We start from the raw sequence: 22,902 nt of genomic DNA on the forward strand, positions 1-22,902 counted from the left end.
CGCCGGGCCCCACGGCCTGCCCCTGGGGGACACGCTCACGTACGGTTGACGCATGACGAGCATCGGTGGTGCAGAGATGGTCGACTGGAATCTCGCGGTGGCGACCGCGACCCGGCTCGTACGGCCGGGACCCGACGTGAGCCGCGACGAGGCCCGGGCCGTCGTCGCGGAGCTGCGTCGGCACGCCAAGGCCTCGGAGGGACACGTCCGGGGCTTCACTCGTTTGGGGACCGAGGGCGTCCACGACACTCCCGTACTCGTGGTCGACCGACCCGGCTGGGTGCGGGCGAACGTCGCCGGGTTCCGGGAGATCCTCAAGCCGCTGCTCGGCAAGATGCAGGAGCGGCGCGGCAGCAGTCCCGGTGGCGCGGTCCTCGGCGCCGTCGGCGGCAAGGTCACCGGCGTGGAACTCGGCATGCTGCTGTCGTTCCTGTCCTCCCGCGTCCTCGGCCAGTACGAGACCTTCGCCCCGGCCACGCGGGAACTGCCGGCGGGCGAGAACGGCGGCGGCCGGCTGCTGCTGGTCGCTCCCAACATCGTGCACGTCGAGCGCGAACTCGACGTGCAGCCCCACGACTTCAGGCTGTGGGTGTGTCTGCACGAGGAGACGCACCGCACGCAGTTCACGGCCGTGCCCTGGCTGCGGGACCACCTGGAGGGCGAGATCCAGTCGTTCCTGGGGGAGACCGATGTCGACCCCATGACCGTCCTGGAGCGGGTCCGGGAAGCCGCCCAGTCCCTCGCCGGAGGGCGTCCCGAGGGCGAGGAGGACGAGGGCGGCCGGTCCCTCGTGGAGATCGTGCAGACGCCCGCCCAGCGGGAGATCCTCGGCCGCCTCACCGCCGTCATGTCCCTCCTGGAGGGCCATGCCGACTTCGTGATGGACGGGGTCGGCCCGGAGGTCGTGCCGACCGTCGCCGAGATCCGCGAGAAGTTCCAGCAGCGTCGCGCCAAGGGCGCCTCCCGGCTGGACATGGCCCTGCGCAAACTGCTCGGCCTGGACGCCAAGCTCCGGCAGTACCGCGACGGCGAGCGCTTCGTGAGCGCCGTCGTCGACCAGGTCGGCATGGACGGTTTCAACCGCGTGTGGACGTCCCCGAACACCCTCCCGACCAAGGCGGAGATCGCCAAACCGGCGGACTGGGTCGCGCGGGTGCACCGCAAGGCCGAGTCGTGAACCGGTGCCGGGGTCGTGGAACGAATCCGGCCGACGGCAGGCGAACGCCCCTGTAATCACCCGTCCGAGGGACCGTGAGCGATGGGTAGGCGTGCAATGCTCGGGGAACGGCCCGGTTCTGTCACCATCTACACACTCTGCGTGACCGAACCCGGGCTCACCCCCCGAAAACTTCATGAAGGGAACCGGACATGGGTCCCCATCCTGCGGTCGCGGCGATACGCCTGGCGGTCCGCCGCGTCCTCCACGACATCCTCACCGAGCACAGCCGTACGACCGGAGATCTCCGCGCCTCCGAAACCGCCCCGCACGCCCCCCCGCCCGCCTCTCCGCACGAGCGCCCGCCGAGGCCGCTCGTGCTCGTGGCGTGCTCCGGCGGCGCCGACTCCATGGCCCTCGCCTCCGCCCTGGCGTTCGAAGCCCCCAAGCTCGCCGTCCGCGCCGGCGGTGTCACCGTCGACCACGGGTTGCAGCCCGGCTCCGACCTGCGCGCCGACGAAGTCGTCCTGCGCCTGCGCGGACTCGGCCTGGACCCCGTCGAATCGACCGCCGTGACCGTCGGCCGCGGAGGCGGCCCGGAGGCAGCCGCCCGGGACGCCCGCTACGCCGCGCTCGACGCCGCCGCCGAACGCCACGGCGCCGCCGCGGTCCTGCTCGGGCACACCCGCGACGACCAGGCCGAGACCGTCCTGCTCGGCCTCGCCCGCGGCTCCGGCATCCGCTCCCTGTCCGGAATGGCGGCCGTCTCCGGCGGCCCGGGGGCCGCCCGGCGTTACCGCCGCCCGTTCCTCCAGCTCGACCGGCAGACCGCCCGCAAGGCCTGCATGGCGCAGTCCCTCCCGGTGTGGGACGACCCGCACAACACCGACCCGGCGTACACCCGTTCCCGGCTGCGCCACGAGGGCCTGCCCGCCCTGGAGAAGGCGCTCGGCAAGGGCGTCGTGGAGGCGCTCGCCCGGACGGCCCAGCTCTCCCGCGACGACGCCGACGCCCTCGACGCCTGGGCCGGCCAGGCCGAAGCCTCGGTACGGGACGCGGCGGGCCTGCTGGAGTGCGCCAAGCTCTACGCGCTGCCGCCCGCCGTGCGCCGCCGTGTCCTGCGCCGCGCCGCCATCGAGGCCGGTGCGCCCGCGGGTTCGCTGTTCGCCCGGCACATCGAGGAAGTCGACCGGCTGATCACCGGCTGGCGCGGCCAGGGGGCCATCAATCTCCCGGGCAAGGTCGTCGCCCAGCGGCAGGGTGGCAGACTGGTGATTCGGCAAGGCTGAATCCCGACCTCTCCGTGCACCTCGAAGGGGCAGGGCAGCCGGTTGGACGACCGAAAGTGATGCGGGTGGACGCGAAAGACATGGGTGCCGACCTCAAGTCGGTGCTCATCACCAAGGAAGAGATCGACGCGAAGCTGGCCGAGCTGGCCGCGAAGATCGACGCGGAGTACGCGGACAAGGATCTGCTGATCGTCGGCGTCCTCAAGGGCGCGGTGATGGTCATGGCCGACCTCGCCCGGGCGCTGTCCACCCCCGTCACCATGGACTGGATGGCCGTGTCCTCGTACGGGGCGGGCACCCAGTCCTCCGGTGTGGTGCGGATCCTCAAGGACCTGGACACCGACATCAAGGGCAAGCACGTCCTGATCGTCGAGGACATCATCGACTCCGGCCTGACCCTGTCCTGGCTGATCTCCAACCTCGGCTCGCGCGAGCCCGCCTCCCTCAAGGTGTGCACGCTGCTGCGCAAGCCCGAGGCCGCCAAGGTCGCCATCGACGTGGAATGGGTCGGCTTCGACATCCCCAACGAGTTCGTCGTGGGCTACGGCCTCGACTACGCCGAGAAGTACCGCAACCTCCCGTTCGTGGGTACTCTCGCGCCCCACGTCTACGGCGGCTGAGCCAGACGGCCCAAGCCCTGTAGGACGATCGGGAACCCCAGCGGGTTTCGTTCCGTTGGAGCATGCAGACGGGTTCCCCAGCCCTTCCGTGCGGCTTCGGTCCACGATGCTGGGGTACCGTCAGAAGAACTGTCTTATCAAACTCACTATGGCAGGAGGGACGGGGCGGCACCGCTCCGTATGGATGGACGTGAAGCGATACTTCCGTGGGCCGGTCATGTGGATCGTGCTGGCCGTCCTTGCCGTGGTCGTGTTGATGCAGGTCGTCGGCTCGTCCGGTGGCTACAAGACGGTGGACACCGGCCAGGTGATCCAGGCGATCAGTGACAACAAGGTCGAATCAGCCAAGCTGACCACCGGCGACGAGCAGACCATCAAGGCTCAGCTCAAAGACGGCGAAAAGATCGAGGGCAGCTCGAAGATCCAGGCGAGCTACATCGGTGATCAGGGCGCGGCCCTCGCCGACACTCTGCAGAGCAAGTACCAGGACAAGCAGATCCCGGACGGTTACACCGTCTCGCCGACGAAGCAGAACGCCTTCGTCGGGATCCTGCTCTCCCTGCTCCCCTTCGTCCTCATCGTGGTCGTCTTCCTGTTCCTGATGAATCAGATGCAGGGCGGCGGCTCCCGGGTCATGAACTTCGGGAAGTCCAAGGCGAAGCTCATCACCAAGGACACCCCGAAGACGACGTTCGCCGACGTCGCCGGGTCCGACGAGGCCGTCGAGGAGCTGCACGAGATCAAGGAGTTCCTGCAGGAACCGGCCAAGTTCCAGGCCGTCGGCGCCAAGATCCCGAAGGGCGTGCTGCTCTACGGGCCGCCCGGCACCGGCAAGACCCTGCTCGCACGCGCTGTCGCGGGCGAGGCGGGTGTGCCCTTCTACTCGATCTCCGGTTCCGACTTCGTCGAGATGTTCGTCGGTGTCGGTGCCTCCCGAGTCCGTGACCTGTTCGAGCAGGCCAAGGCGAACGCCCCGGCGATCGTCTTCGTCGACGAGATCGACGCGGTCGGCCGCCATCGCGGTGCCGGCCTCGGCGGCGGTCACGACGAGCGCGAGCAGACCCTGAACCAGCTCCTGGTCGAGATGGACGGCTTCGACGTCAAGGGCGGTGTGATTCTCATCGCCGCGACGAACCGTCCGGACATCCTCGACCCGGCGCTGCTGCGCCCCGGCCGCTTCGACCGCCAGATCGCGGTCGACCGCCCGGACATGCAGGGCCGTCTGGAGATCCTCAAGGTCCACCAGAAGGGCAAGCCGGTCGCGCCGGACGTCGACCTGTCGGCCGTCGCCCGCCGCACCCCCGGCTTCACCGGCGCGGACCTGTCGAACGTGCTGAACGAGGCGGCGCTCCTCACGGCGCGCAGCAACAAGAAGCTGATCGACAACCACATGCTGGACGAGGCCATCGACCGCGTCGTGGCGGGCCCGCAGAAGCGGACCCGGATCATGTCGGACAAGGAAAAGAAGATCACCGCGTACCACGAGGGCGGACACGCCCTGGTCGCGGCGGCCTCCCCGAACTCCGACCCGGTCCACAAGATCACGATCCTCTCGAGAGGCCGTGCTCTGGGCTACACGATGGTCCTGCCGGACGAGGACAAGTACTCGACCACGCGCAACGAGATGCTGGACCAGCTGGCCTACATGCTGGGCGGCCGCGCTGCCGAGGAACTGGTCTTCCACGACCCCACCACGGGTGCCGCGAACGACATCGAGAAGGCCACGGCGACGGCCCGCGCGATGGTCACGCAGTACGGCATGACCGAGCGTCTCGGCGCCATCAAGTTCGGTGGCGACAACACCGAGCCGTTCCTCGGACGTGAGATGGCCCACCAGCGCGACTACTCGGAAGAGGTCGCCGCGCTGGTCGACGAAGAAGTCAAGAAGCTGATCGAGAACGCGCACAACGAGGCCTGGGAAATCCTGGTCGAGAACCGCGACGTGCTCGACAACCTGGTGCTCCAGCTGCTGGAGAAGGAGACGCTGAACAAGGAGCAGATCGCGGAGATCTTCGCTCCCATCGTCAAGCGTCCCCCGCGGCCGGCCTGGACCGGCTCCTCCCGCCGCACGCCGTCCACCCGTCCGCCGGTGCTCTCCCCCCGGGAGCTCGCACTGACGAACGGCGCCAACGGCGCGACGCCGGCGATCTCCACCGCGAAGTCCACCGCGGCGGAACCCGCCCCGGTGGCCGAACCGGCCCCCGAGGAGCGTCCGGAGAGCTGACTCCTCGGGTCCCGGTGACTTCACCGTGGCCCGGAATGAACGCCGCGCCCCCCAGGTTCTAGCCTGGGGGGCGCGGCGTTTGCATACCCGCAGGAGGCGCGCGGTCCACGCGCGTGCAGGCACAGGAACGAGGCATCAGATGACCGACCCCGTGACGCTGGACAGCGAGGGCTCCGTCGGTGAGTTCGATGAGAAGCGCGCCGAGAACGCCGTCCGCGAACTGCTGATCGCGGTCGGCGAGGACCCCGACCGTCAGGGGCTCAGGGAGACGCCGGCGCGGGTGGCGCGGGCGTACAGGGAGATTTTCGCGGGGCTGTGGCAGCAGCCCGAGGACGTACTGACCACGACGTTCGACATAGGGCACGACGAGATGGTGCTCGTGAAGGACATCGAGGTGTACAGCACCTGTGAGCACCATCTGGTGCCGTTCAGGGGCGTGGCCCACGTCGGGTACATCCCGTCCACCACGGGGAAGATCACCGGTCTGTCGAAGCTGGCCCGGCTGGTGGACGTCTACGCCCGCCGTCCGCAGGTGCAGGAACGACTCACCACGCAGATCGCGGACTCCCTGATGGAGATCCTGGAGCCGCGCGGCGTGATCGTCGTCATCGAGTGCGAGCACATGTGCATGTCGATGCGCGGCATCCGCAAGCCCGGCGCCAAGACCCTGACGTCGGCCGTGCGGGGGCAGCTGAGGGACGCGGCGACGCGCAACGAGGCGATGAGCCTCATCATGGCCCGCTGAGCGACCGGTCTGAGCGACCCGGCCGAGCGGCGCCGCCGAACACCCGGCGGGTCACGCCGCCGAGGCCGCCCCGGTGCTGTGGTCGTCGTCGTCCTCCGGGAGCTTGCACACGCGCTCCAGGAAGATGGCGGCCGCTATGACGGCGATGCCCGCGAGGACCGAGAAGCCGGCGTAGATCGCCTGGTCGCGGCGGGCGGGGATGTCGAGGGACTCCAGCAGGAAGACACCGGCGCCGCCGTACATGCCCGAGACCAGGGCGGCGACCAGGGCGCTCGACTGCCCGAAGACGACCGCGCGGGCCGCCATCAGCGGGTCCACGCCCTTGGCCTCGGGGCGGCGCTCACGCTGGGCCTTGAGGCGGGCACGGATCGACAGCGCCGTGGACAGCAGCACGGCGGCGATCAGGGCGAGGACGACGGGGGCGGCCAGGGGCACGCTGGGCAGGGTCCCGACGGAGTTCCACAGGCGGGCGCCCGCCCAGGACAGGATCCCGGCGACGGCGAAGACGCCGACCAGCACCCTGATACGCAGCTCTCTCACGGTGTCCCTTCAGCTCCCCCGACGTCTCACGGACTGTGGCCGTCCTTGACCTTAACGGCTATTCGGGCAGCCGGAGTTCCAGGTCCTTGCGCGGCTCCACACCGTCATGGGTGACGGTGTCGAGGAGATCGGCCACCGCGCCGCGCCCGGGCAACTGGGCTTCGGGCTCCACATCACGCCAGGGCGCCAGCACGAACGCCCGTTCGTGGGCGCGCGGGTGGGGGAGGGTGAGCTGCGGGTCGTCGGTGACGACGTCGGCGTAGGCGACGATGTCGACGTCCAGGGTGCGGGCGCCCCAGCGTTCCTCCCGGACGCGGTGGAAGGCCTCCTCGACGGCGTGCGCCCGCTCCAGGAGGGAGGACGGGGGCAGAGTCGTCTTCAGGACCACGACCGCGTTGAAGTACGAGGGCTGGGTGCCCGGCTGAACGCCCCAGGGCTCCGTCTCGTACACCGGGGACACCGCCTTCACGCGGACGCCCGGGGTGTCCTCCAGGGCGTCGACGGCGCCCTGGAGGGTCTCCAGGCGGTTGCCGAGGTTGGAGCCGAGGGAGATCACGGCCCGCTGGGGGTTGTGCAGGGTGGTGTCGGCGGCGTCGACCTTCTCGACGACGGAGGCGGGTACCGGCTGGACGGTCGGGTCGCGGTGACCCTCGAAGAACGCGGTCATACTCGGCTCCGGGTGATGGTGACGGTCACGTCGTCGAAGGGGACGGTGATCGGCGCGTCCGGCTTGTGGACGCGGACCTCGACCTCCCGCACCACCTCGTGCTTGAGGCAGACCTGGGCGATGCGCTCGGCGAGCGTCTCGATGAGGTTCACGGGCTCGCCCTGGACGACGGCCACGACATCCTCCGCCACGATGCCGTAGTGCACCGTCTTCGTCAGGTCGTCGTCGGCGGCGGCCGGCCGGGTGTCCAGCCCCAGGACGAGGTCCACGAGGAAGGTCTGGCCCTCCTCGCGCTCCTTGGGGAACACACCGTGGTGCCCACGGGCCTTCAGGCCGCGCAGCGCGACACGATCCACGCGAATCACTCCTGCAATCGTCGGTCACGGCCGGTCCGTACCGTGTGCGGGCGGCACACCGGCCTCGAATCGAATCTACCCGCGAGCACGGACAGGGCCGGGCCACGGGGGCCGCGGGTCCCCGCCGGGGCCCGGAGGTTCATCGTGCGTTTCCCCCGGGGAACCCGGCGGCTCACGGGCTGGTAGCCGCCCCTACCCGGGGGTAGGTGATTCCAACCACTTGTTGGTCCCTGCGGGCGGTTCCGGGAGCGTGCGCGGGCCTTCCCGGGTGGCTCCCGGGGGCCCGGTCGCCCGGCCGGTCCTGTGGTCCGCGTACCCCCTCAGGCGGGGGTGTCGTCGCTCTCGTCCTCGTCCGTCTCGGCCAGAACGGGGGAGGCGTGGTGGGACCAGAGCTTCCAGCCCTCGGCCGTGCGGCGGAACACGTTCGTGGCGACCACCAGCTGGCCGACGAGCGGACCGAGCTCGTCGCCGCCCTCGGGGGCGGGACCGCCGCTGAGGATGTTCTCGGTGCAGGTCACCAGCGCCGTGTCGCCGGTGACCGAGACATGCACGTCGGTGAGGAAGAACTGGATGTAGTCGGTGTTCGCCATGATCAGGGCGTACGACCTGAGGACCTCGCCCCGGCCGTTGAGCACGGGCCAGCCCGGGTGCACGCAGGAGATCACCCCGGCGTCGGCGGGGTCGTGGTACGTCTCGTCGACGCCCAGGTCGGCCGGGGTGAGCCAGAGCGAAGACAGCACCTCGAAGTCGCCGCGTTCCATGGCCTCGTAGTAGGTCGTGTTGGCGAGTTCGACCTCTGCCACGTCGGTGTGCGGGGCGCTCACCGGGCTCCTTCCGCGCGGGTGCCTGCCACGCGTGCCTCTTCCACGGCGCGCGCGACGCGGACCGCGTCCGCCGTGGCGCGCACCTCGTGGACGCGCACCGCCCACGCGCCGGCGTGCGCCGCGAGCGCCGAGACGGCGGCCGTGGCGGCGTCCCGCTCGCGCGCGGGCGGCGGGGCGGCCTGCGGGCCGGCCAGGACACGGCCCAGGAAGCGCTTGCGGGAGGCCGCGACGAGCACCGGGCGGCCGAGGCCGAGCAGGCGGTCCAGGTGGGCGAGCAGGGTGAGGTCGTGCTCGGCGTTCTTGGAGAAGCCGAGTCCCGGGTCGACGACGACACGGTCGGGGGCGATGCCGCCGTCCAGGACGGCCCGCACGCGCGCGTGCAGTTCGTCGACGACCTCGGTGACGACGTCGTCATAGACGCCCTGGACGTTGCCGCCCGCCAGGAAGCCACGCCAGTGCATGACGACGAAGGGGGCCCCGGTCTCCGCGACGACCGGGATCATCGCGGGGTCGGCGAGGCCGCCGCTGACGTCGTTGACGAGGACGGCACCGGCGGCGAGGGCCTGTTCGGCGACGGAGGCGCGCATGGTGTCGACCGAGACCGTGACGCCTTCGGAGGCCAGGCCGCGGACGACCGGGATGACGCGCTTGAGCTCCTCCGCCTCGTCGACACGGGAGGCGCCGGGGCGGGTGGACTCACCGCCGACGTCGACCAGGTCCGCGCCCTCGGTGACCAGGTCCAGGCCGTGCTTGACGGCGGCCACGGTGTCGAAGAAGCGGCCGCCGTCGGAGAAGGAATCGGGGGTCACGTTCACGACCCCCATGACCGCGCAGCGGTCCCATTCGGGAAGGCCCGCGACGCGCCCGCGTCCGCTCTGCTTGCTCATACGTTCAGCGTAGGCCCCGGGCGGGGGCGCGGGGCTCGGGGCCCGGCCGAAGCGGCGATCCACCGAGGAGGCCCGAGCGGAGGCCCCCGGAGCTGGAGGAGGGGCGGGGCCTCCGCTCGGGCCAGGGCTTCGGCTCAAGCCGGTCTCGGTGGGCGCGGTCCGCGGACCTCGGCGCGTTCCGGTCACGCCGCGCGGACGTTCCCTTCCGTCGGTGCGTGCGCACACGCGCGTGCGGGGGCCGTACGGCGCCGGAGGAAGCGCGGCAGCGGGAGGCCCAGGCTGACGAAGCCCTCCGCCTGCAGGGCGGCGAGGCCGATGCGCGGCAGGTCGCCCGAGGCCCGGTAGACGACGAAGCGCGGCTCCCAGCGGGGCCGGAACTTCGCGTTGAAGCGGTACAGGGACTCGATCTGGAACCAGCGGGACAGGAACACCAACAGGCCGCGCCAGACGCGCAGTACGGGGCCCGCGCCGATCTTCTCGCCGCGCGCCAGTGCCGAGCGGAACATCGCGAAGTTGAGCGACACGCGGGTGACCTCCAGGCGGGGGGCTGCCTGGAGCGCGGCCACGATCAGCAGCTCGTTCATGCCCGGGTCGGCCGAGCGGTCGCGGCGCATCAGGTCCAGCGAGGCGCCGTCCGTCCCCCATGGCACGAAGTGCAGGATCGCCTTCAGGTCGCCGTACGGCCCCGGCCGGTCGTCCCGCCGGTGGGCGGTGGCGACGAGGCAGTCGCCGTCGGCCGGGTCGCCGATGCGGCCCAGCGCCATGGAGAAGCCGCGTTCGGTGTCGGTGCCGCGCCAGTCGTCGGCAGCACGGCGGATCCGCTCCAGCTCGGCCTCCCCGACGTCACGGACGCGTCGTACCCGGGTCTCGTAACCGGCCCGCTCGATGCGCTTGACCATCTGGCGCACGTTGCGCATCGCGCGGCCGGCGAGCGAGAAATCCGCGACGTCCACCACCGCCTCGTCGCCCAGTTCGAGGGCGTCCAGGCCGGTCTCGCGGGTCCAGACCTCGCCGCCGGTCTCGGAGCAGCCCATGACGGCGGGCGTCCACGAGTGGGCCCGTGCCTCGTCCATGAAGCGCTCGATGGCGCCCGGCCAGGCCTCCACGTCACCGATCGGGTCGCCGCTGGCGAGCATCACGCCGGACACGACCCGGTAGGTCACCGCCGCCTTCCCGCTGGGCGAGAAGACGACGGCCTTGTCACGGCGCAGCGCGAAGTGGCCGAGGGAGTCGCGGCCGCCGTGCCGGTCCAGCAGGGCGCGCAGGCGGGCCTCGTCCTCCTCGGTGAGGCGCGCGGCGGGGTGTTCGGGCCGCAGGGCGAAGTAGATCGTCGTGACGGCGGTGAGCAGGCCGAGGGCGCCCAGGGACACGGCGACCGTCCAGGACGTGTCGCCCCGGTAGTCGACCGGACCCTCGAAGCCGAACAGGCCGTACAGGACGTGCGTGAGGCGATCGGCCAGGCTGGGGTGGCCGATCACATGGTTCGGGTGGACGCTGACGACGACCAGCCCGAGAGCGAGGGAACCGGCGCCCATGAGGACGAAGTTGGCGAGCGCGCGCCAACGGCCGCGCGGGTCGGGCAGGGCCGCGAACTGGTCACGGTGACGCAGCAGGGGCGCGAGCAGCGCGAGGGTGATGAGCACCCCCACCAGGGAGTGCCGGTACGTGAACTGAGCCACCGCGCCGGCCGGCAGCAACACCACGGCCGCGCGCCACGCCCGGCGCTTGTGGCGCTTGAGCCCGTGGGCGAGCAGCAGCAACAGGACGCCGACGCTGAGCGAGAGGGCCGCCGCGAACGGGCCGAGCGCGCCGGGCAGTACCTCCGCCAGGGTGTGCATACGGCTGTGCCGGAAGCGCGGGAAGACGCCCGCGGCGATGTCCAGCAGGCCCACGAGGGCACACGCTGTGCCGACGAGGGCGGGTACGGCTTCGGGGCGCGGGCCACGGAGTACGCGCCCCACCCGGTGTGACCGGGCCGGAACCGCACCCGGAGTGTCCTCATCTGTCCTGACAGGCATCGCATCCCGTGGTTCCGCGAGAGAGCTTGGATCCGGTGCCTATTCGGGCATCCGGCGACATTGCGCCCTCTAGGACGGTGTCTTGAGGGGAGAGGTTCACCTCATGTCTCCCAAGGCGGTCCCAAGGCCGGGGAAAGGGGACGCGACCCATGAGTGCCGAGTTCCGTGCCCCCGGTGATTCCTGATGACATGTGAAGGTCGCGAGATGGCTGTGTTTTTACGGCCCGGGCACCATGATTCGCCTACGCGCGGTAAGTTTCTGGCCATGCCACGTGGACGTCACCGTCATTCCCCGCCCTTGCACAGGCTGCTCCCCCCGTCGGCGATCGCAGGCGTCTCTCTTGTCTGCGCCTTCGGCCCCTGGGTGTTCACGGAGACCACGGTGCTCCGTGGTCTGGCCGCGGCAGCCGCGGCGACGGCGATCATCGGCGCGGTCGTCCTGCGCCGCTGGGACATCCAGGCGGGCAAACAGGTCGCCGACCTCACGCGCGCGCGTGCGGGCGACGAGTGGCGCTTCGAGGAGCGGGTCGCCGAACTGGAGGCCGACCTCGAGGAGTCGCGCGAGCTGCGGATCAAGCTGGAGCAGCGGCTGCGGGCGAAGCGGTCGGAGCTGGCGGGCCTGCGCAACGAGCACGCGGCGCTGCTGCGGCGGTACGCGACGGCGGAGACCGAGCGGGCGAGCGCCCTGGAGGGCCGCCGTCTGCTGGAGATAGAGACGTCGGTCCCGACCCCCGCGCTGCTGCCCTCACCGGCGGCGCCCGTGACGGAGGCGGGGGCTGTGGCTGCCCCGGCCGTACCGGAACCCGGGACCGACGAGGCGGCGCAGGACGCGCGGGCCGAGGAGAGCGCGGAGGAGACGTCCGCGGAAGAGACGCCCGCGGAAGAGACGCCCGTGGCTCGCACGGTCTTCTCGCCGGAGGGCTCCCAGCTGTTCCTGCGCGCGAAGGGCGCACTCGCGCGCTTCGACGAGGACGGCAGCGGCGCCGGCCAGGACGGTGACGGCGACCACGGCGCCGGTGACGGCGGCGGCAAGGGTCATGGCGGCGGCAAGGGCAACGACAGCGGAGGTACGGGGAACACCGAGCCGCTGGACTCCCCGACGCCCGAGGCCGCCGCGTCCGCCGAGATCCCGGAGCCGGTCTCCGAGGTCTCTGAAGCCCCCGACGCCTCCGAGGCCCCCCAGTCCGTCCCCGACGCCCGCGAGCCCGCTGCGGGAGCTCCCGGAACCTCCGAGGCTCCCGCGGCTTCCCAGGGCCCGGCATCCCCCGAGGCCCCGGAGCCCGCGAAGGCACCCCGGCCCGAGCAGCGCACCGACGACGGCGAGCCCAGGAGCGCCACGGACAGCGGGTCCCAGGACGCCGCCCAGCGCGCCCTCGAGGGCGCGCCCCCGCACCCGGTCGCCGACGAGCCGGTGACCGCCGGTTCCGCCCGGGGTGCCACGGCCGGTGTCGCCGAGGGCAGTCAGCCGGAGGCCGCGCAGGAGGACGAGGCGCAGGGGAAGCCCGAGGCGGTCGACGAGCACGCGCGCGCGACCGCCACCCCTTCGGCCAGAGCGACCCAGCCCGCCCAGCAGCCCTCCGGGCACTTCATAGCGCCGACCGCGGTGGCGGTCGTCCCGCCGGCACCCGCGCGGCGTCTCGCCGTCGAGGGCGGCTTCGACTTCTTCGGTACGAAGCAGGGGGCCACGCCGGCCGCACTGGCGGCCGTGCAGAACGAGGACCTGGCCGACGTGGTCGGCCAGGAGGCGCTCGCCCTCCACAAGGCGGAGTCCGAGGCGGAGTTCAAGCCGGCGGACCAGGAGTCGCGGGGTGTCGGTCAGGTCATCGACCTGACGGCACACGACGAGACGGAGCAGATCGACATGCAGGGGCTGCGGAGCGCGGTGTCCTAGTGCCGCGACGGGCCGTCGGCCCCGTCGACGGCGCCCGGCATGCTCCCCACCGCCTCAAGGGCGCGCGAGGTGCTCCCGCTCGCCGCACCGGAGGCCGCTCCCTGACGGGCGAACGCCGCCCGCCGTGGCACCGGCCGCTTTCGAGGCTGTCGAGCGGATCTCCGTGCCGCACGGGCCGAGGCGAACCCGCCGTGCCCGCGGTCAGGACACCGTCCAGTGGTCAGGACACCGTCCAGCGGTCAGGACACCATCCAGCGGTCCGGCCGTGCGTCCTTGCGGCCCGTCCGTGACCGCTCCGCCTGTCCCCGCAGCAGCTCGGCCGCCTCCTGGGCGTCCCGCAGGCGGGCTGTGACCGTCTTGCCGGCCCCTGTGTCCACGTGCACGTCGGCGACCCGCCACAGGCGCTGCCAGGGCCCTTGGGCGAGCCGTACGCTCTGCACCTTCGCGTGGGGCACGAGCGACAGGCTCCGCCGCAGCAGTCCTTCCCGGGCGGCGAACACGCCGTCGCTGACCGCGAGTCCGTAGCCGCGCCACCACAGCGGTACGCATCGCCGGGCCCGCCGGGGGGCCGGGGACAGCGCCGACGGCGGCGGCACGGTCACTCCGGGCAGCACGCGCGCCACGATGGCCTCGGCGACCGCCCGGGGAGCGACCGGTACCAGCACCGAGTTGGACGACCCGGCCACGTCCAGTTCCACCCGCACCCAGCCTCCCCCGCTCCCGTCGCCGGCCGGGGCGGGGGACTTCCACCGCCGCCACAGCAGCGGCTCCACGATCCGTACGGTCTGCACGCGTCCCGGTGGCACCGTCTCGTGCGTACGGTCGAGCAGCCCGTGGTCGATGCGCAGTCCGTCCGGCGACTCGCCCACCGTCCAGTCGTACTCGGTGACGAACCGTCCCACGCTGCTCGCGCCGGCCGCGCCCAGCAGCGGTACCCCGGTCGCGAGGACCGTCCACAGGCTGTGGGTGGTCAGCCACAGCACCGACGGCACGACGAACGCGGCGACCAGGGTGCCCCACGTCGCGCCGGTCAGGAGCAGCGAGACGGCCAGGACACGCGGCGGTACGCGCAGCAGCTCGCGGGAGGGCGCCTCGCCGACCTCGTGCGCCGTCTCGGGCGCGAAACCGGCGGCGCGCGCGAGGAGTTCGGCGCGCAGCGCACGCGCCTCGCCCTCGCCCAGGAAGGAGAGCTCGTCCTTCTTGTCCGTGCCGATGACGTCGAGCTTGAGTTTCGCGACGCCCGCGACCCGCGCGAGCAGGGGCTGGGTGATGTCGACGGCCTGGATCCGCTCCAGCCGGATGTGCGCCGTCCGCCGGAACACCAGGCCGGTGCGGATGCGCAGTTCGGTCTCGGTCACCGCGAAGTGGGTGAACCACCAGGTCAGGAAGCCGTAGAGGGCGGCGGCCGGGATGAGGACGGCAAGGGCGACCAGCAGGGTGGTGGTCGTCAGCCGGGTCAGCTGGCGCTGCGCCTGGTCGGGGTCGTGCACGGCCCACCCGATGAGCACGGCGACCGGTGCCCACGCCCGCCTGAGCGGGGTTATGGGATGCAGCCGGCGCTCGACCAGGGGCCGCTTGCCGGGTACCTCGTCGGCGCCGGGCGTCGTCACAGCCCCGCCGATCGGGCTTCGCCGAGCTCGGTGAGCCGGTCGCGCAGCCGTTCCGCCTCGGCCGGGTCGAGCCCCGGGATGGTCGCGTCGGTCGCCGCGGCGGCGGTGTGCAGCTGCACGCTGGCCAGCCGGAAGTGGCGTTCGACCGGCCCGGAGGTCACCTCGACCAGCTGCATCCGCCCGTACGGCACGACGGTCTCCTCCTGCCACAGCACACCCCGGCTGATCAGCAGGTCGTCGGCGCGTTCGGCGTACCGCCAGGAGGCCCAGTTGCGGCCGAGCAGTACCCACCCCCAGGCCGTCAGGGCCAGCGGCAGCAGGGCGAAGGCGGCCCAGGCCGGACTGGCGAGCAGGTACAGCAGCACGGCCAGCCCCACGGCCAGCAGCCCCAGCCACACCACCAGCAACAGCCGTCGCATGGTCAGCAGTCTCGGCGGCAGCCCGGTCCACACCGGCTCGTCCCCCGTCGTCCCCGTGTCCGCCGCGCTCCCCGTCTCCATGTGGCCAGCGTACGTAGGGGAGACTGTGTGCATGACTCCTACGACGGAGACCATGGTCGGAATCGGCGGCGCCGCCGAGAGCACCGACATGGTGCTCAACATCGGGCCCCAGCACCCGTCCACGCACGGCGTGCTGCGCCTCAGGCTGGTCCTGGACGGCGAGCGGATCCAGCACGCGGAGCCGGTGATCGGCTATATGCACCGCGGCGCGGAGAAGCTGTTCGAGGCGCGTGACTACCGTCAGATCATCATGCTCGCCAACCGCCACGACTGGCTGTCGGCGTTCTCCAACGAGCTGGGCGTGGTCCTCGGGGTGGAGCGCATGCTCGGCATGGAGGTGCCCCCGCGCGCGGTGTGGACCCGCACCCTGCTCGCCGAGCTGAACCGGGTGCTGAACCACCTGATGTTCCTGGGCTCGTATCCCCTGGAGCTGGGCGGCATCACGCCGGTCTTCTACGCGTTCCGCGAGCGCGAGGTGCTGCAGAACGTCATGGAGGAGGTCTCCGGCGGGCGGATGCACTACATGTTCAACCGGGTCGGCGGCCTCAAGGAGGACCTGCCGGCCGGATGGGCCACGCGCGCGCGTGCCGCCGTCGCCGCCGTGCGCTCCCGCATGGACCGCTTCGACGACCTGGTGCTCGGCAACGAGATCTTCCGGGGGCGCACGCGGGACGTGGGCGTCCTCAGTCCCGAGGCCGTGCACGCCTACGGCGTGAGCGGGCCGATCGCGCGCGCCTCGGGCGTCGACTTCGACCTGCGCCGCGACGAGCCGTACCTCGCGTACGGGGAGCTCCAGGACACGTTGAAGGTGGTGACCCGGCAGGAGGGCGACTGCCTCGCCCGCTTCGAGGTCCTGCTGGAGCAGACGCACAACGCGCTCGACCTGGCCGACGCCTGCCTCGACCGGCTCGCCGGCCTGCCGCCCGGTCCGATCAACCAGCGGCTGCCCAAGGTCCTGAAGGCACCCGAGGGCCACACGTACGCGTGGACCGAGAACCCGCTCGGCATCAACGGCTACTACCTGGTCAGCAAGGGGGAGAAGACCCCCTACCGGCTGAAGCTGCGCTCGGCGTCCTACAACAACATCCAGGCGCTCGCCGTGCTGCTGCCGGGCACGCTGGTGGCGGACATGGTGGCGATCCTGGGGTCACTGTTCTTCGTGGTCGGGGACATCGACAAGTAGGCCGTCCAGCGGTGCGTCCGGGGCTCCCGACGGGATCCCCACCGGCTGGAGCAGCCAGCCGAAGTCGCCGAGCCCGCCCCGCGCGGTGAGTTCGGCGGCCTCCCCGGCGCCCGCGAGGGCGCGCAGGTAGGCGGCGGGGTCCGTGGACGCCAGCGAGAGCGGGGGGCGTTCCCCGGTGATGCCCAGGCATGCCAAGGCGTCGCGCTGCGCCACCACACGCCCTCCGGGGAGCGCGCACGCGTCCAGGGCGACATGCGCCGTGATGTCGCAGGACCCGTCCGGTACGGGCGCGACCTGACGCCCCTCCCGGAAGCCGGTGAGGGTGCCGGACGGGGGGCGGGTGTCCGCCGTGTGCGCGTAGTCCACGGCGACCGCGAGCCCCCGCTCGACGGAGGCGACCGCCGCCGCCCACGCGTGGTCCCTGGGCAGCCCGATCTCCGCCCGCAACCCCTCCTCGGCCGCCAGTGGCCACCACCGGGCCAGCCACCGCGCCGGTGGCCCGGAGACCGGCTCCCCGAGCCGCTCGCGGCCGTCCTCCCGTACGAGCACCAGCCGCGGTACGCCCGCGGGGTCCACCTCGGCGACCTCCACGGGTACGTTGTCGAGCCACTCGTTGGCGAACAGCAGCCCGGTGATCCCCTTCGGGGGCTCGGCCGACCACTCGATCCGGTGATCGAGGCGCGCGGGGCGGCCGGCGATCTCGACGGCGTACCCGCGCGCGCGGGCGGCCACCTCGGCGGGCAGGGCGGCGAGCACCCCGGCGACCAGTTCGCCCCGGCCCGCGGCCATGTCGACGAAGGCCAGCTCCGCGGGCCGCCCCAGCGCCTCGTCGACCCGGCACAGCAGCCCGGCCACCGCCCCGGCGAACAACGGCGAGGCGTGCACGGACGTACGGAAGTGCCCGGCCGGCCCTTCCGGCCTGCGATAGAAGCCGTCCGGCCCGTACAGCGCGGCCTCGGCCGCCGCCCGCCAACCGCGCCACATGCCCGCTTTCTCCTCCGTCACGCCGTCAGGTTAGGCGTACTGGGGAACGGAGCCTCCACCTTGCGGAGTACGCGCACGGCGTACGGATCGATCCTCCGGTTGACCCCTGCACGCATCCGGCTTCCCTACGCTGGGTTACGTGCAGCGCCTCTATGACTTCCTTCGCCGGCACCCGACATGGGTCGACAGCTTCTGGGCCGTTGTCCTGCTCGGGGTCTCGGTGGCCAGCGAGGAGGCACGTCAGGCCGTCCAGGGCACTGACTCCCCGGCGCTGGTCCTCCCGGTCATCCTCCTGTTGTGCCTGGTGATCGCACTGCGCCGGCGCATCCCGGAGAAGATGCTGCTGCTGGCCTGCGCCCTCGGACTCGCCCAGCTCGTGCTGGACGTGGAGACGAGAGCCGCCGACTTCGCCCTGCTGGTGATCGTCTACACCGTGGCCGCGTCGGGCGCCCGCTGGGCCTCCCGCCTCGCCCTGGGGGTGGGTCTGTGCGCGGCCCCGCTGGCGCAGTTGCGCTGGCCGAGTGACGACACCGGCGTCCTGGGCAACGTCGCCATCATGGTCTTCCAGACGGCGCCGTTCGCGCTGGCCTGGGTGCTCGGCGACTCGATCCGCACCCGCCGTGCCTACTTCGCGCAGCTGGAGGAGCGGGCCGCGCGTCTGGAGAAGGAGCGCGAGGCGCAGTCCAAGGTGGCGGTCGCCGCCGAACGCGCCCGGATCGCCCGCGAGCTGCACGACGTCGTCGCGCACAACGTGTCGGTGATGGTGGTGCAGGCCGACGGCGCCGCCTACGTCCTCGACGCCGCCCCCGACCAGGCGAAGAAGGCCCTGGAGACGATCTCCTCCACCGGCCGCCAGGCCCTCGCCGAGATGCGCCGCCTGCTGGGCGTCCTGCGCACCGGCGAGCACCAGGAGGGCGGCGAGTACGTTCCGCAACCCGACGTGGAGCAGATAGAGGACCTCGTCGAGCAGTGCCGGTGCTCCGGCCTGCCCGTCGACTTCAAGATCGAGGGCACCCCCCGCCCGTTGCCCAGCGGCGTCGAGCTGACCGCGTACCGCATCGTGCAGGAGGCGCTGACCAACACGCGCAAGCACGGCGGCCCGAACGCCGGTGCGAGCGTCCGGCTGGTGTACTTCGACGACGGTCTCGGCCTGCTCGTCGAGGACGACGGCAAGGGCGCCCCGTCCGAGCTGTACGAGGAGGGCGGCGCCGACGGCCGGGGCCACGGCCTGATCGGCATGCGCGAGCGGGTCGGCATGGTCGGCGGCACCCTGGACGCGGGCCCGCGTCCGGGCGGAGGATTCCGCATCAGTGCGCTGCTGCCGCTCAAACCAGCGCACTGACGCCGACGCACGCCCCCTGTTGACACCTGTAACGCCCCCAGCCGGCCACGATCCACCGATCCATGGAAGAAGGACCGATGACGATCCGCGTGATGCTCGTCGACGACCAGGTGCTGCTGCGCACCGGGTTCCGGATGGTGCTCGCCGCCCAGCCGGACATGGAGGTCGTCGCGGAGGCGGGTGACGGCGTCGAGGCCCTTCAGGTGCTGCGCGCGACCGCGGTCGACGTCGTGCTGATGGACGTCCGGATGCCGAAGCTGGACGGGGTGGAGACCACCCGCCGCATCTGCATGGAGTCCGACCCGCCGAAGGTCCTCATCCTGACCACCTTCGACCTGGACGAGTACGCCTTCTCCGGGCTGAAGGCGGGTGCCTCGGGCTTCATGCTCAAGGACGTGCCGCCCGGTGAGCTGCTCGCCGCGATCCGCTCGGTGCACAGCGGCGACGCGGTGGTGGCGCCGTCGACCACGCGCCGTCTGCTCGACCGCTTCGCGCCGATGCTGCCGAGCGCCGGCAAGGAGCCCCAGCACAAGGAGGTGGAGCGGCTCACCGACCGTGAGCGCGAGGTCATGCTGCTGGTCGCCCAGGGCCTGTCCAACGGCGAGATCGCGGCCCGGCTCGTGCTCTCCGAGGCGACCGTCAAGACCCATGTGGGCCGCATCCTGACCAAGCTGGGGCTGCGGGACCGGGTGCAGGTGGTCGTCCTGGCCTACGAGACGGGTCTGGTGCGCGCGGGCAGGCACGGCTGAGGCGCGGGGGCGTCGACGGCCGCGTCGCGGGCGCCCACTAGGGTCTGCGCATGCTTCTGTGGATCAACGGCCCTTTCGGGGGCGGCAAGACACAGACCGCGTACGAGATCCAGCGGCGTCTGCCCGGCAGTGTCGTCTGCGACCCCGAGCACGCCGGCTTCGGGCTGCGCCGCATGCTGCCGCCCGGACTGCGCGGGGACTTCCAGGACCTGGTGTCCTGGCGGCAGGGCGTCGTCGAAGTCCTCGACCTCGCGCTCACCCGGCAGGACGGGGTGGTGATCGTCCCCATGACCGTGACGGACTCCGGCCACTTCGCGGAGACCGTCGGACGGTTGCGCGCACTCGGCCACGACGTCCGGCACTTCACCCTCCTCGCCGGGCGCGAGACCGTACTGAAGCGGCTGCGGGAGCGGGGCACGGGGCACCTTCTCCAGTACGTCATGGGGAAGAGGGCCGCCCTGCGCGGCGAGAGCTGGGCCGTACAGCAGCTCGACCACTGCCTGGAGCGGTTGCGGGAGCCCGAGTTCGCCGAGCACCTGTGGACCGACCACACGAGCGTGCCGAAGACGGCGGACCGTATCGCCGTCCTGGCCGGGCTGGCCCTCGCACCGAACAACGAGGGCGTGCTGCGGACCCGGCTGCGGCAGGCGCGGGTGGGGATCCGGCACATCCGGTTCGACTGAAGGGCCCCGCCCGGGCGCTGCACGGCCGTCTGGGCGCCGGAACCGCCGCTCGGGCTCTGGTTGGGCCGCGCGTGCCGGAACCGCCGCTCGGGCTCTGGAACGGCCGTCCGGGCGCGCTAGCGGAGGATGGCCTCCAGGAAGTCGCTGCCCAGCCGGGCCACCACGGTGACGTCCAGCTGGTGCAGGACGTACCGGCCGCGGCGGCGCGTGGTGATCAGGCCCGCCTTCTTCAGCACGCCCAGGTGCCGGGATATCTCGGGGGCCGTCATGCCGTGCACGCGGGCCAGCTCGCTCGTGGTGTACGCGCTGCGCGCCAGATGGCGGCAGATCCGCATCCGGACGGGGTGGGAGAGCGCGGTCAGGCGCAGCGCCAGCTGCTCCACCGACGGGGGCGCGGCGAGCTCGGCCGAGCCGACCGGGTAGTGCAGCACCGGCTGCCAGCCGTACCGGTGCAGGACGCTCAGGTGGGGCCGGCCCAGACTGGTCGGGATGAGCAGCAGACCGCCGTCCTCGGTGGCCGTACGGCCGTTGCCCAGCTTGTCGATGGTGATCCGGGCCGCGGGTTCGTCGAGCGTCACCGCGGGGGACACCGAGGCCAGTGCCTCGGCCAGGCCCTTGCGGCGCAGGATGTCCGTCTTGTGGCGGGCGTCCGCCGCGAGCTGATGGCGCAGCCGGGACCAGGCCTCCGCGAAGAACGCCTCGTCACAGTCCTCCAGGAACTGGCGCAGCCAGGATCGGGTCCACGGCGGGTCGTCCAGCAGGCGCTCGCTGAACCGCACCTGCTGCGGCCCGCGCGACGCGGCCAGCTCCAGGGCGCGCCGCCGCACACCGGCGTCCGAGAGCGCGCTGGGCCCCTGCCAGGAGTACGGCAGCGCGCAGGTGAACTCCAGGGCCGCGTCGACGAACTGTTCGTCCGTCAGCTTGTCCAGCAGGTCCAGTTCCTCGGCGAACGTGGCCGCCGGGAGCGTGCTTCTGCCCGGGATGCCGGCGTAGGGCATGAACAGGTCCGAGAGCGTCGACCGCCACAGGAAGTCCGCCTCGCACATCCGGTCGGCCAGGTGCGGGTCGAGCCGGGCGGTCACGCCCGTCACCCAGCCCTGCAAGCCCGGATGGTGCCCCGGCTCCGACAGCGCGTGCAGCGCCATCACGAGTTCGGCCAGGGGCGAGGTCACGAAGGCGACGCTCTCCGGCCGCAGCCCTGTGATGTCGATGCTCACGCTCATGCCCTCATGGTGCCTCCCGCCACTGACAACGGGGCCGCGGATTGACGGCGCCCGTCAATCGGTGCGCCTGCTCTGCCCGGTACCTCAGGTCTTCGTGCGGGCGCCAGGTACGGGCGCCGGGCACGGGCCGCGTCGCAACGGTCCGCCGTGGGCCGTCTGCCGCGTCCGCGGGCCCGCTCCACCGACCGGCTACCGGCCGGCCTCCTCGGCCAGCCGGGGGACGAACTCCGCGACCGCCGCCCGCACGTCGTGGGGCGTCCACTCCAGGCCCGACGCCCGTACGTACACCTCGGTGCAGGCCAGGCCCGGGCCCTTCTGCTCCCAGGCATGGGCGAACAGCACGGTCTTGGTCTCCTCGGCCTGCCGGATCGCGGCCTCGAAGAGGACGTCGGCGTCGTAGGGCAGCCAGACCTGGAAGTCGTGGGTGTGCGGCACCTCGGGGTGCACGCGCGCCCACGGGATCCCGGCCGACGCGAACCCCTCGCGCAGCGCGTCGGCCACCACGCGCGCGTGCGCCACGTACGCGGGCAGCCGGGGCAGCTCCCGCTCCAGGCCGGCCAGGGCCGACAGCGCGGTCGGGAACTGCTGGAAGACGGTTCCGCCGTACCGGTGCCGCCAGGCCTTCGCCTCCTCGGCCAGCGTCCTCGGGCCGGCCAGCGCGGCCCCGCCGTATCCGTCGAGGGACTTGTAGAACGACACGTAGACGCTGTCCGCCAGGCCCGCGATCTCCGCCAGGGGGCGGCCGAAGTGCACGGTGGACTCCCACAGGCGGGCCCCGTCGAAGTGGACCACGGCGTCGCGTTCCCGTGCCGCCTCCACGACCTCGACGAGCTCCTCCCAGGAGGGCAGCACGAAACCGGCGTCCCTGAGGGGAAGTTCGAGCATCAGCGTCCCGAAGGGCTCGTCGAAGTCGCGCACCTCGCCCGGGGTCGGCAGCCGGGGTTCGCTCGTCACCCGGACCGGACGCAACCCGCTGACCTGGCTGAGCGCGTTCCGTTCGTGCCGTTCGGGGTGGGCCAGCCCGTGCAGGGCGACCGTCGGGTCGCCGGTGCGGCCCGCCCAGCAGCGCAGGGCCACCTGCTGGGCCATCGTGCCCGTCGGGAAGAAGACCGCGGCCTCCGTGCCGAGCAGCTCCGCGACCCTCTGCTCCAGGGCCTCGACGACGCCGTCGCCGTAGATGTCCGACGTCTCGTCCAGGTCGTACAGGTCCGACGCCGTGTCCAGCAGGGCGAGGCGCTCCCGGAGTGTGCCGAGGAACCCGAGGCGGGCCAGGGCGCGCTCGGCGCCCCGGTAGGCGGCTGTGCGCCGCTCCCTGCGCTGTTTGCGCCGCTCCTCGTCACAGACCTGCTCCGGCCCCTGCCCGTCCCGCGCCCGTTCCGCCGTGTCGCTCATGACCGGATCATGCCCACGG

The 22,902-nt window shown here is 72.2% G+C and carries 21 protein-coding genes; 10 read left to right on the forward strand and 11 right to left on the reverse strand.

All coding sequences use genetic code 11. The features are described from left to right. The first annotated feature begins 52 nt into the window (after positions 1 to 52). From QQS16_RS23410 to folE, 5 genes are all read left to right on the forward strand, one after another. Positions 53 to 1,177 carry an Rv3626c family coenzyme F420 biosynthesis-associated protein gene (locus tag QQS16_RS23410; protein ID WP_286063789.1) on the forward strand — a complete coding sequence of 375 codons (1,125 nt, stop codon included), beginning with the start codon at positions 53 to 55 and terminating at the stop codon, positions 1,175 to 1,177. Positions 1,178 to 1,368: 191 nt separating this feature from the next. Beyond that, the gene (gene tilS, locus QQS16_RS23415) at positions 1,369 to 2,445 is read left to right on the forward strand and encodes a tRNA lysidine(34) synthetase TilS (protein WP_286063790.1); all 1,077 of its coding nucleotides are present in this window, start codon (positions 1,369 to 1,371) and stop codon (positions 2,443 to 2,445) included. Positions 2,446 to 2,504: 59 nt separating this feature from the next. Next, positions 2,505 to 3,065 (forward strand): hypoxanthine phosphoribosyltransferase, encoded by a 561-nt coding sequence (gene hpt / locus QQS16_RS23420; RefSeq protein ID WP_286063791.1) that lies wholly within the window; start codon positions 2,505 to 2,507, stop codon positions 3,063 to 3,065. Between the two features lie 184 nt (positions 3,066 to 3,249). Beyond that, positions 3,250 to 5,289 (forward strand): ATP-dependent zinc metalloprotease FtsH, encoded by a 2,040-nt coding sequence (ftsH, locus tag QQS16_RS23425; RefSeq protein WP_286063792.1) that lies wholly within the window; start codon positions 3,250 to 3,252, stop codon positions 5,287 to 5,289. 139 nt (positions 5,290 to 5,428) lie between these two features. Then, entirely contained in the window at positions 5,429 to 6,034 is a 606-nt protein-coding gene (gene folE / locus QQS16_RS23430) for a GTP cyclohydrolase I FolE (protein WP_286063793.1), read from the forward strand. 51 nt (positions 6,035 to 6,085) lie between these two features. On the opposite strand, the gene QQS16_RS23435 is transcribed toward folE, so the two are convergent. From QQS16_RS23435 to QQS16_RS23460, 6 genes are all read right to left on the reverse strand, one after another. Then, the gene (locus QQS16_RS23435) at positions 6,086 to 6,574 is read right to left on the reverse strand and encodes a DUF3180 domain-containing protein (protein WP_286063794.1); all 489 of its coding nucleotides are present in this window, start codon (positions 6,572 to 6,574) and stop codon (positions 6,086 to 6,088) included. Positions 6,575 to 6,632: 58 nt separating this feature from the next. Continuing rightward, positions 6,633 to 7,241, reverse strand: a complete 609-nt coding sequence (folK, locus tag QQS16_RS23440) for a 2-amino-4-hydroxy-6-hydroxymethyldihydropteridine diphosphokinase (protein ID WP_286063795.1) — start codon at positions 7,239 to 7,241, stop codon at positions 6,633 to 6,635. Next, entirely contained in the window at positions 7,238 to 7,597 is a 360-nt protein-coding gene (gene folB, locus QQS16_RS23445; protein ID WP_286063796.1) for a dihydroneopterin aldolase, read from the reverse strand. Before folB ends, folK begins: the two co-directional genes overlap by 4 nt. A gap of 320 nt (positions 7,598 to 7,917) precedes the next feature. Then, a complete protein-coding gene (locus QQS16_RS23450) occupies positions 7,918 to 8,421 on the reverse strand; it encodes a nuclear transport factor 2 family protein (protein WP_286063797.1) in 504 nt (167 codons plus the stop codon). Beyond that, positions 8,418 to 9,308: a dihydropteroate synthase gene (gene folP, locus QQS16_RS23455; protein WP_286063798.1), complete on the reverse strand. Its 891-nt coding sequence runs from the start codon at positions 9,306 to 9,308 to the stop codon at positions 8,418 to 8,420. The genes QQS16_RS23450 and folP overlap by 4 nt, the downstream gene beginning before the upstream one ends. Positions 9,309 to 9,490: 182 nt before the next feature. Next, positions 9,491 to 11,326 (reverse strand): phosphatidylglycerol lysyltransferase domain-containing protein, encoded by a 1,836-nt coding sequence (locus QQS16_RS23460; protein ID WP_286063800.1) that lies wholly within the window; start codon positions 11,324 to 11,326, stop codon positions 9,491 to 9,493. A 265-nt stretch (positions 11,327 to 11,591) separates the two neighbouring features. Between QQS16_RS23460 and QQS16_RS23465 the strand changes: the two genes are divergently transcribed. Then, on the forward strand, positions 11,592 to 13,217 hold the full coding sequence (locus tag QQS16_RS23465) for a hypothetical protein (RefSeq protein WP_286063802.1): 1,626 nt from the start codon (positions 11,592 to 11,594) through the stop codon (positions 13,215 to 13,217). Between the two features lie 239 nt (positions 13,218 to 13,456). Here the strand turns inward: QQS16_RS23465 and QQS16_RS23470 are convergent, their stop codons facing one another. Then, on the reverse strand, positions 13,457 to 14,827 hold the full coding sequence (locus QQS16_RS23470) for a PH domain-containing protein (RefSeq protein ID WP_286063803.1): 1,371 nt from the start codon (positions 14,825 to 14,827) through the stop codon (positions 13,457 to 13,459). Further along, entirely contained in the window at positions 14,824 to 15,327 is a 504-nt protein-coding gene (locus tag QQS16_RS23475) for a PH domain-containing protein (protein WP_286063804.1), read from the reverse strand. Before QQS16_RS23475 ends, QQS16_RS23470 begins: the two co-directional genes overlap by 4 nt. Positions 15,328 to 15,358: 31 nt before the next feature. Between QQS16_RS23475 and QQS16_RS23480 the strand changes: the two genes are divergently transcribed. Beyond that, positions 15,359 to 16,510, forward strand: coding sequence for an NADH-quinone oxidoreductase subunit D (locus tag QQS16_RS23480; protein WP_286063805.1), 1,152 nt, complete (start codon positions 15,359 to 15,361; stop codon positions 16,508 to 16,510). Here the strand turns inward: QQS16_RS23480 and QQS16_RS23485 are convergent. Continuing rightward, on the reverse strand, positions 16,475 to 17,494 hold the full coding sequence (locus QQS16_RS23485; protein WP_286066429.1) for an SAM-dependent methyltransferase: 1,020 nt from the start codon (positions 17,492 to 17,494) through the stop codon (positions 16,475 to 16,477). The two genes, QQS16_RS23480 and QQS16_RS23485, sit on opposite strands and share 36 nt — an antisense overlap. A gap of 139 nt (positions 17,495 to 17,633) precedes the next feature. Between QQS16_RS23485 and QQS16_RS23490 the strand changes: the two genes are divergently transcribed. The 3 genes from QQS16_RS23490 (at position 17,634) to QQS16_RS23500 (ending at position 20,268) form a co-directional block, all read left to right on the forward strand. Next, positions 17,634 to 18,836, forward strand: a complete 1,203-nt coding sequence (locus QQS16_RS23490) for a sensor histidine kinase (RefSeq protein WP_286063806.1) — start codon at positions 17,634 to 17,636, stop codon at positions 18,834 to 18,836. 77 nt (positions 18,837 to 18,913) lie between these two features. After that, positions 18,914 to 19,585 carry a response regulator gene (locus QQS16_RS23495; protein WP_286063807.1) on the forward strand — a complete coding sequence of 224 codons (672 nt, stop codon included), beginning with the start codon at positions 18,914 to 18,916 and terminating at the stop codon, positions 19,583 to 19,585. Between the two features lie 50 nt (positions 19,586 to 19,635). Further along, entirely contained in the window at positions 19,636 to 20,268 is a 633-nt protein-coding gene (locus QQS16_RS23500; RefSeq protein ID WP_286063808.1) for an AAA family ATPase, read from the forward strand. A gap of 116 nt (positions 20,269 to 20,384) precedes the next feature. Here QQS16_RS23500 and QQS16_RS23505 read toward each other — a convergent pair whose 3' ends face one another. Then, entirely contained in the window at positions 20,385 to 21,491 is a 1,107-nt protein-coding gene (locus QQS16_RS23505) for a DUF5937 family protein (RefSeq protein WP_286063809.1), read from the reverse strand. A 189-nt stretch (positions 21,492 to 21,680) separates the two neighbouring features. Further along, positions 21,681 to 22,883 carry a threonine aldolase family protein gene (locus QQS16_RS23510; RefSeq protein ID WP_286063810.1) on the reverse strand — a complete coding sequence of 401 codons (1,203 nt, stop codon included), beginning with the start codon at positions 22,881 to 22,883 and terminating at the stop codon, positions 21,681 to 21,683. Positions 22,884 to 22,902 lie beyond the last annotated feature (19 nt).

Source organism: Streptomyces sp. ALI-76-A (assembly GCF_030287445.1).
GTDB lineage: Bacteria > Actinomycetota > Actinomycetes > Streptomycetales > Streptomycetaceae > Streptomyces.

Bases quoted from the DNA above. Each gene is read 5' to 3' on its own strand.
- ftsH (WP_286063792.1), top strand. From the start codon at position 3,250: ATGGACGTGAAGCGATACTTCCGTGGGCCGGTCATGTGGATCGTGCTG.
- QQS16_RS23475 (WP_286063804.1), bottom strand. From the start codon at position 15,327: ATGGAGACGGGGAGCGCGGCGGACACGGGGACGACGGGGGACGAGCCG.
- QQS16_RS23460 (WP_286063800.1), bottom strand. From the start codon at position 11,326: ATGCCTGTCAGGACAGATGAGGACACTCCGGGTGCGGTTCCGGCCCGG.
- QQS16_RS23500 (WP_286063808.1), top strand. From the start codon at position 19,636: ATGCTTCTGTGGATCAACGGCCCTTTCGGGGGCGGCAAGACACAGACC.
- QQS16_RS23465 (WP_286063802.1), top strand. From the start codon at position 11,592: ATGCCACGTGGACGTCACCGTCATTCCCCGCCCTTGCACAGGCTGCTC.
- QQS16_RS23505 (WP_286063809.1), bottom strand. From the start codon at position 21,491: ATGAGCGTGAGCATCGACATCACAGGGCTGCGGCCGGAGAGCGTCGCC.
- folK (WP_286063795.1), bottom strand. From the start codon at position 7,241: ATGACCGCGTTCTTCGAGGGTCACCGCGACCCGACCGTCCAGCCGGTA.
- QQS16_RS23495 (WP_286063807.1), top strand. From the start codon at position 18,914: ATGACGATCCGCGTGATGCTCGTCGACGACCAGGTGCTGCTGCGCACC.
- QQS16_RS23485 (WP_286066429.1), bottom strand. From the start codon at position 17,494: ATGTGGCGCGGTTGGCGGGCGGCGGCCGAGGCCGCGCTGTACGGGCCG.
- QQS16_RS23480 (WP_286063805.1), top strand. From the start codon at position 15,359: ATGACTCCTACGACGGAGACCATGGTCGGAATCGGCGGCGCCGCCGAG.
- folP (WP_286063798.1), bottom strand. From the start codon at position 9,308: ATGAGCAAGCAGAGCGGACGCGGGCGCGTCGCGGGCCTTCCCGAATGG.
- QQS16_RS23410 (WP_286063789.1), top strand. From the start codon at position 53: ATGACGAGCATCGGTGGTGCAGAGATGGTCGACTGGAATCTCGCGGTG.
- QQS16_RS23510 (WP_286063810.1), bottom strand. From the start codon at position 22,883: ATGAGCGACACGGCGGAACGGGCGCGGGACGGGCAGGGGCCGGAGCAG.
- hpt (WP_286063791.1), top strand. From the start codon at position 2,505: ATGCGGGTGGACGCGAAAGACATGGGTGCCGACCTCAAGTCGGTGCTC.
- folE (WP_286063793.1), top strand. From the start codon at position 5,429: ATGACCGACCCCGTGACGCTGGACAGCGAGGGCTCCGTCGGTGAGTTC.
- tilS (WP_286063790.1), top strand. From the start codon at position 1,369: ATGGGTCCCCATCCTGCGGTCGCGGCGATACGCCTGGCGGTCCGCCGC.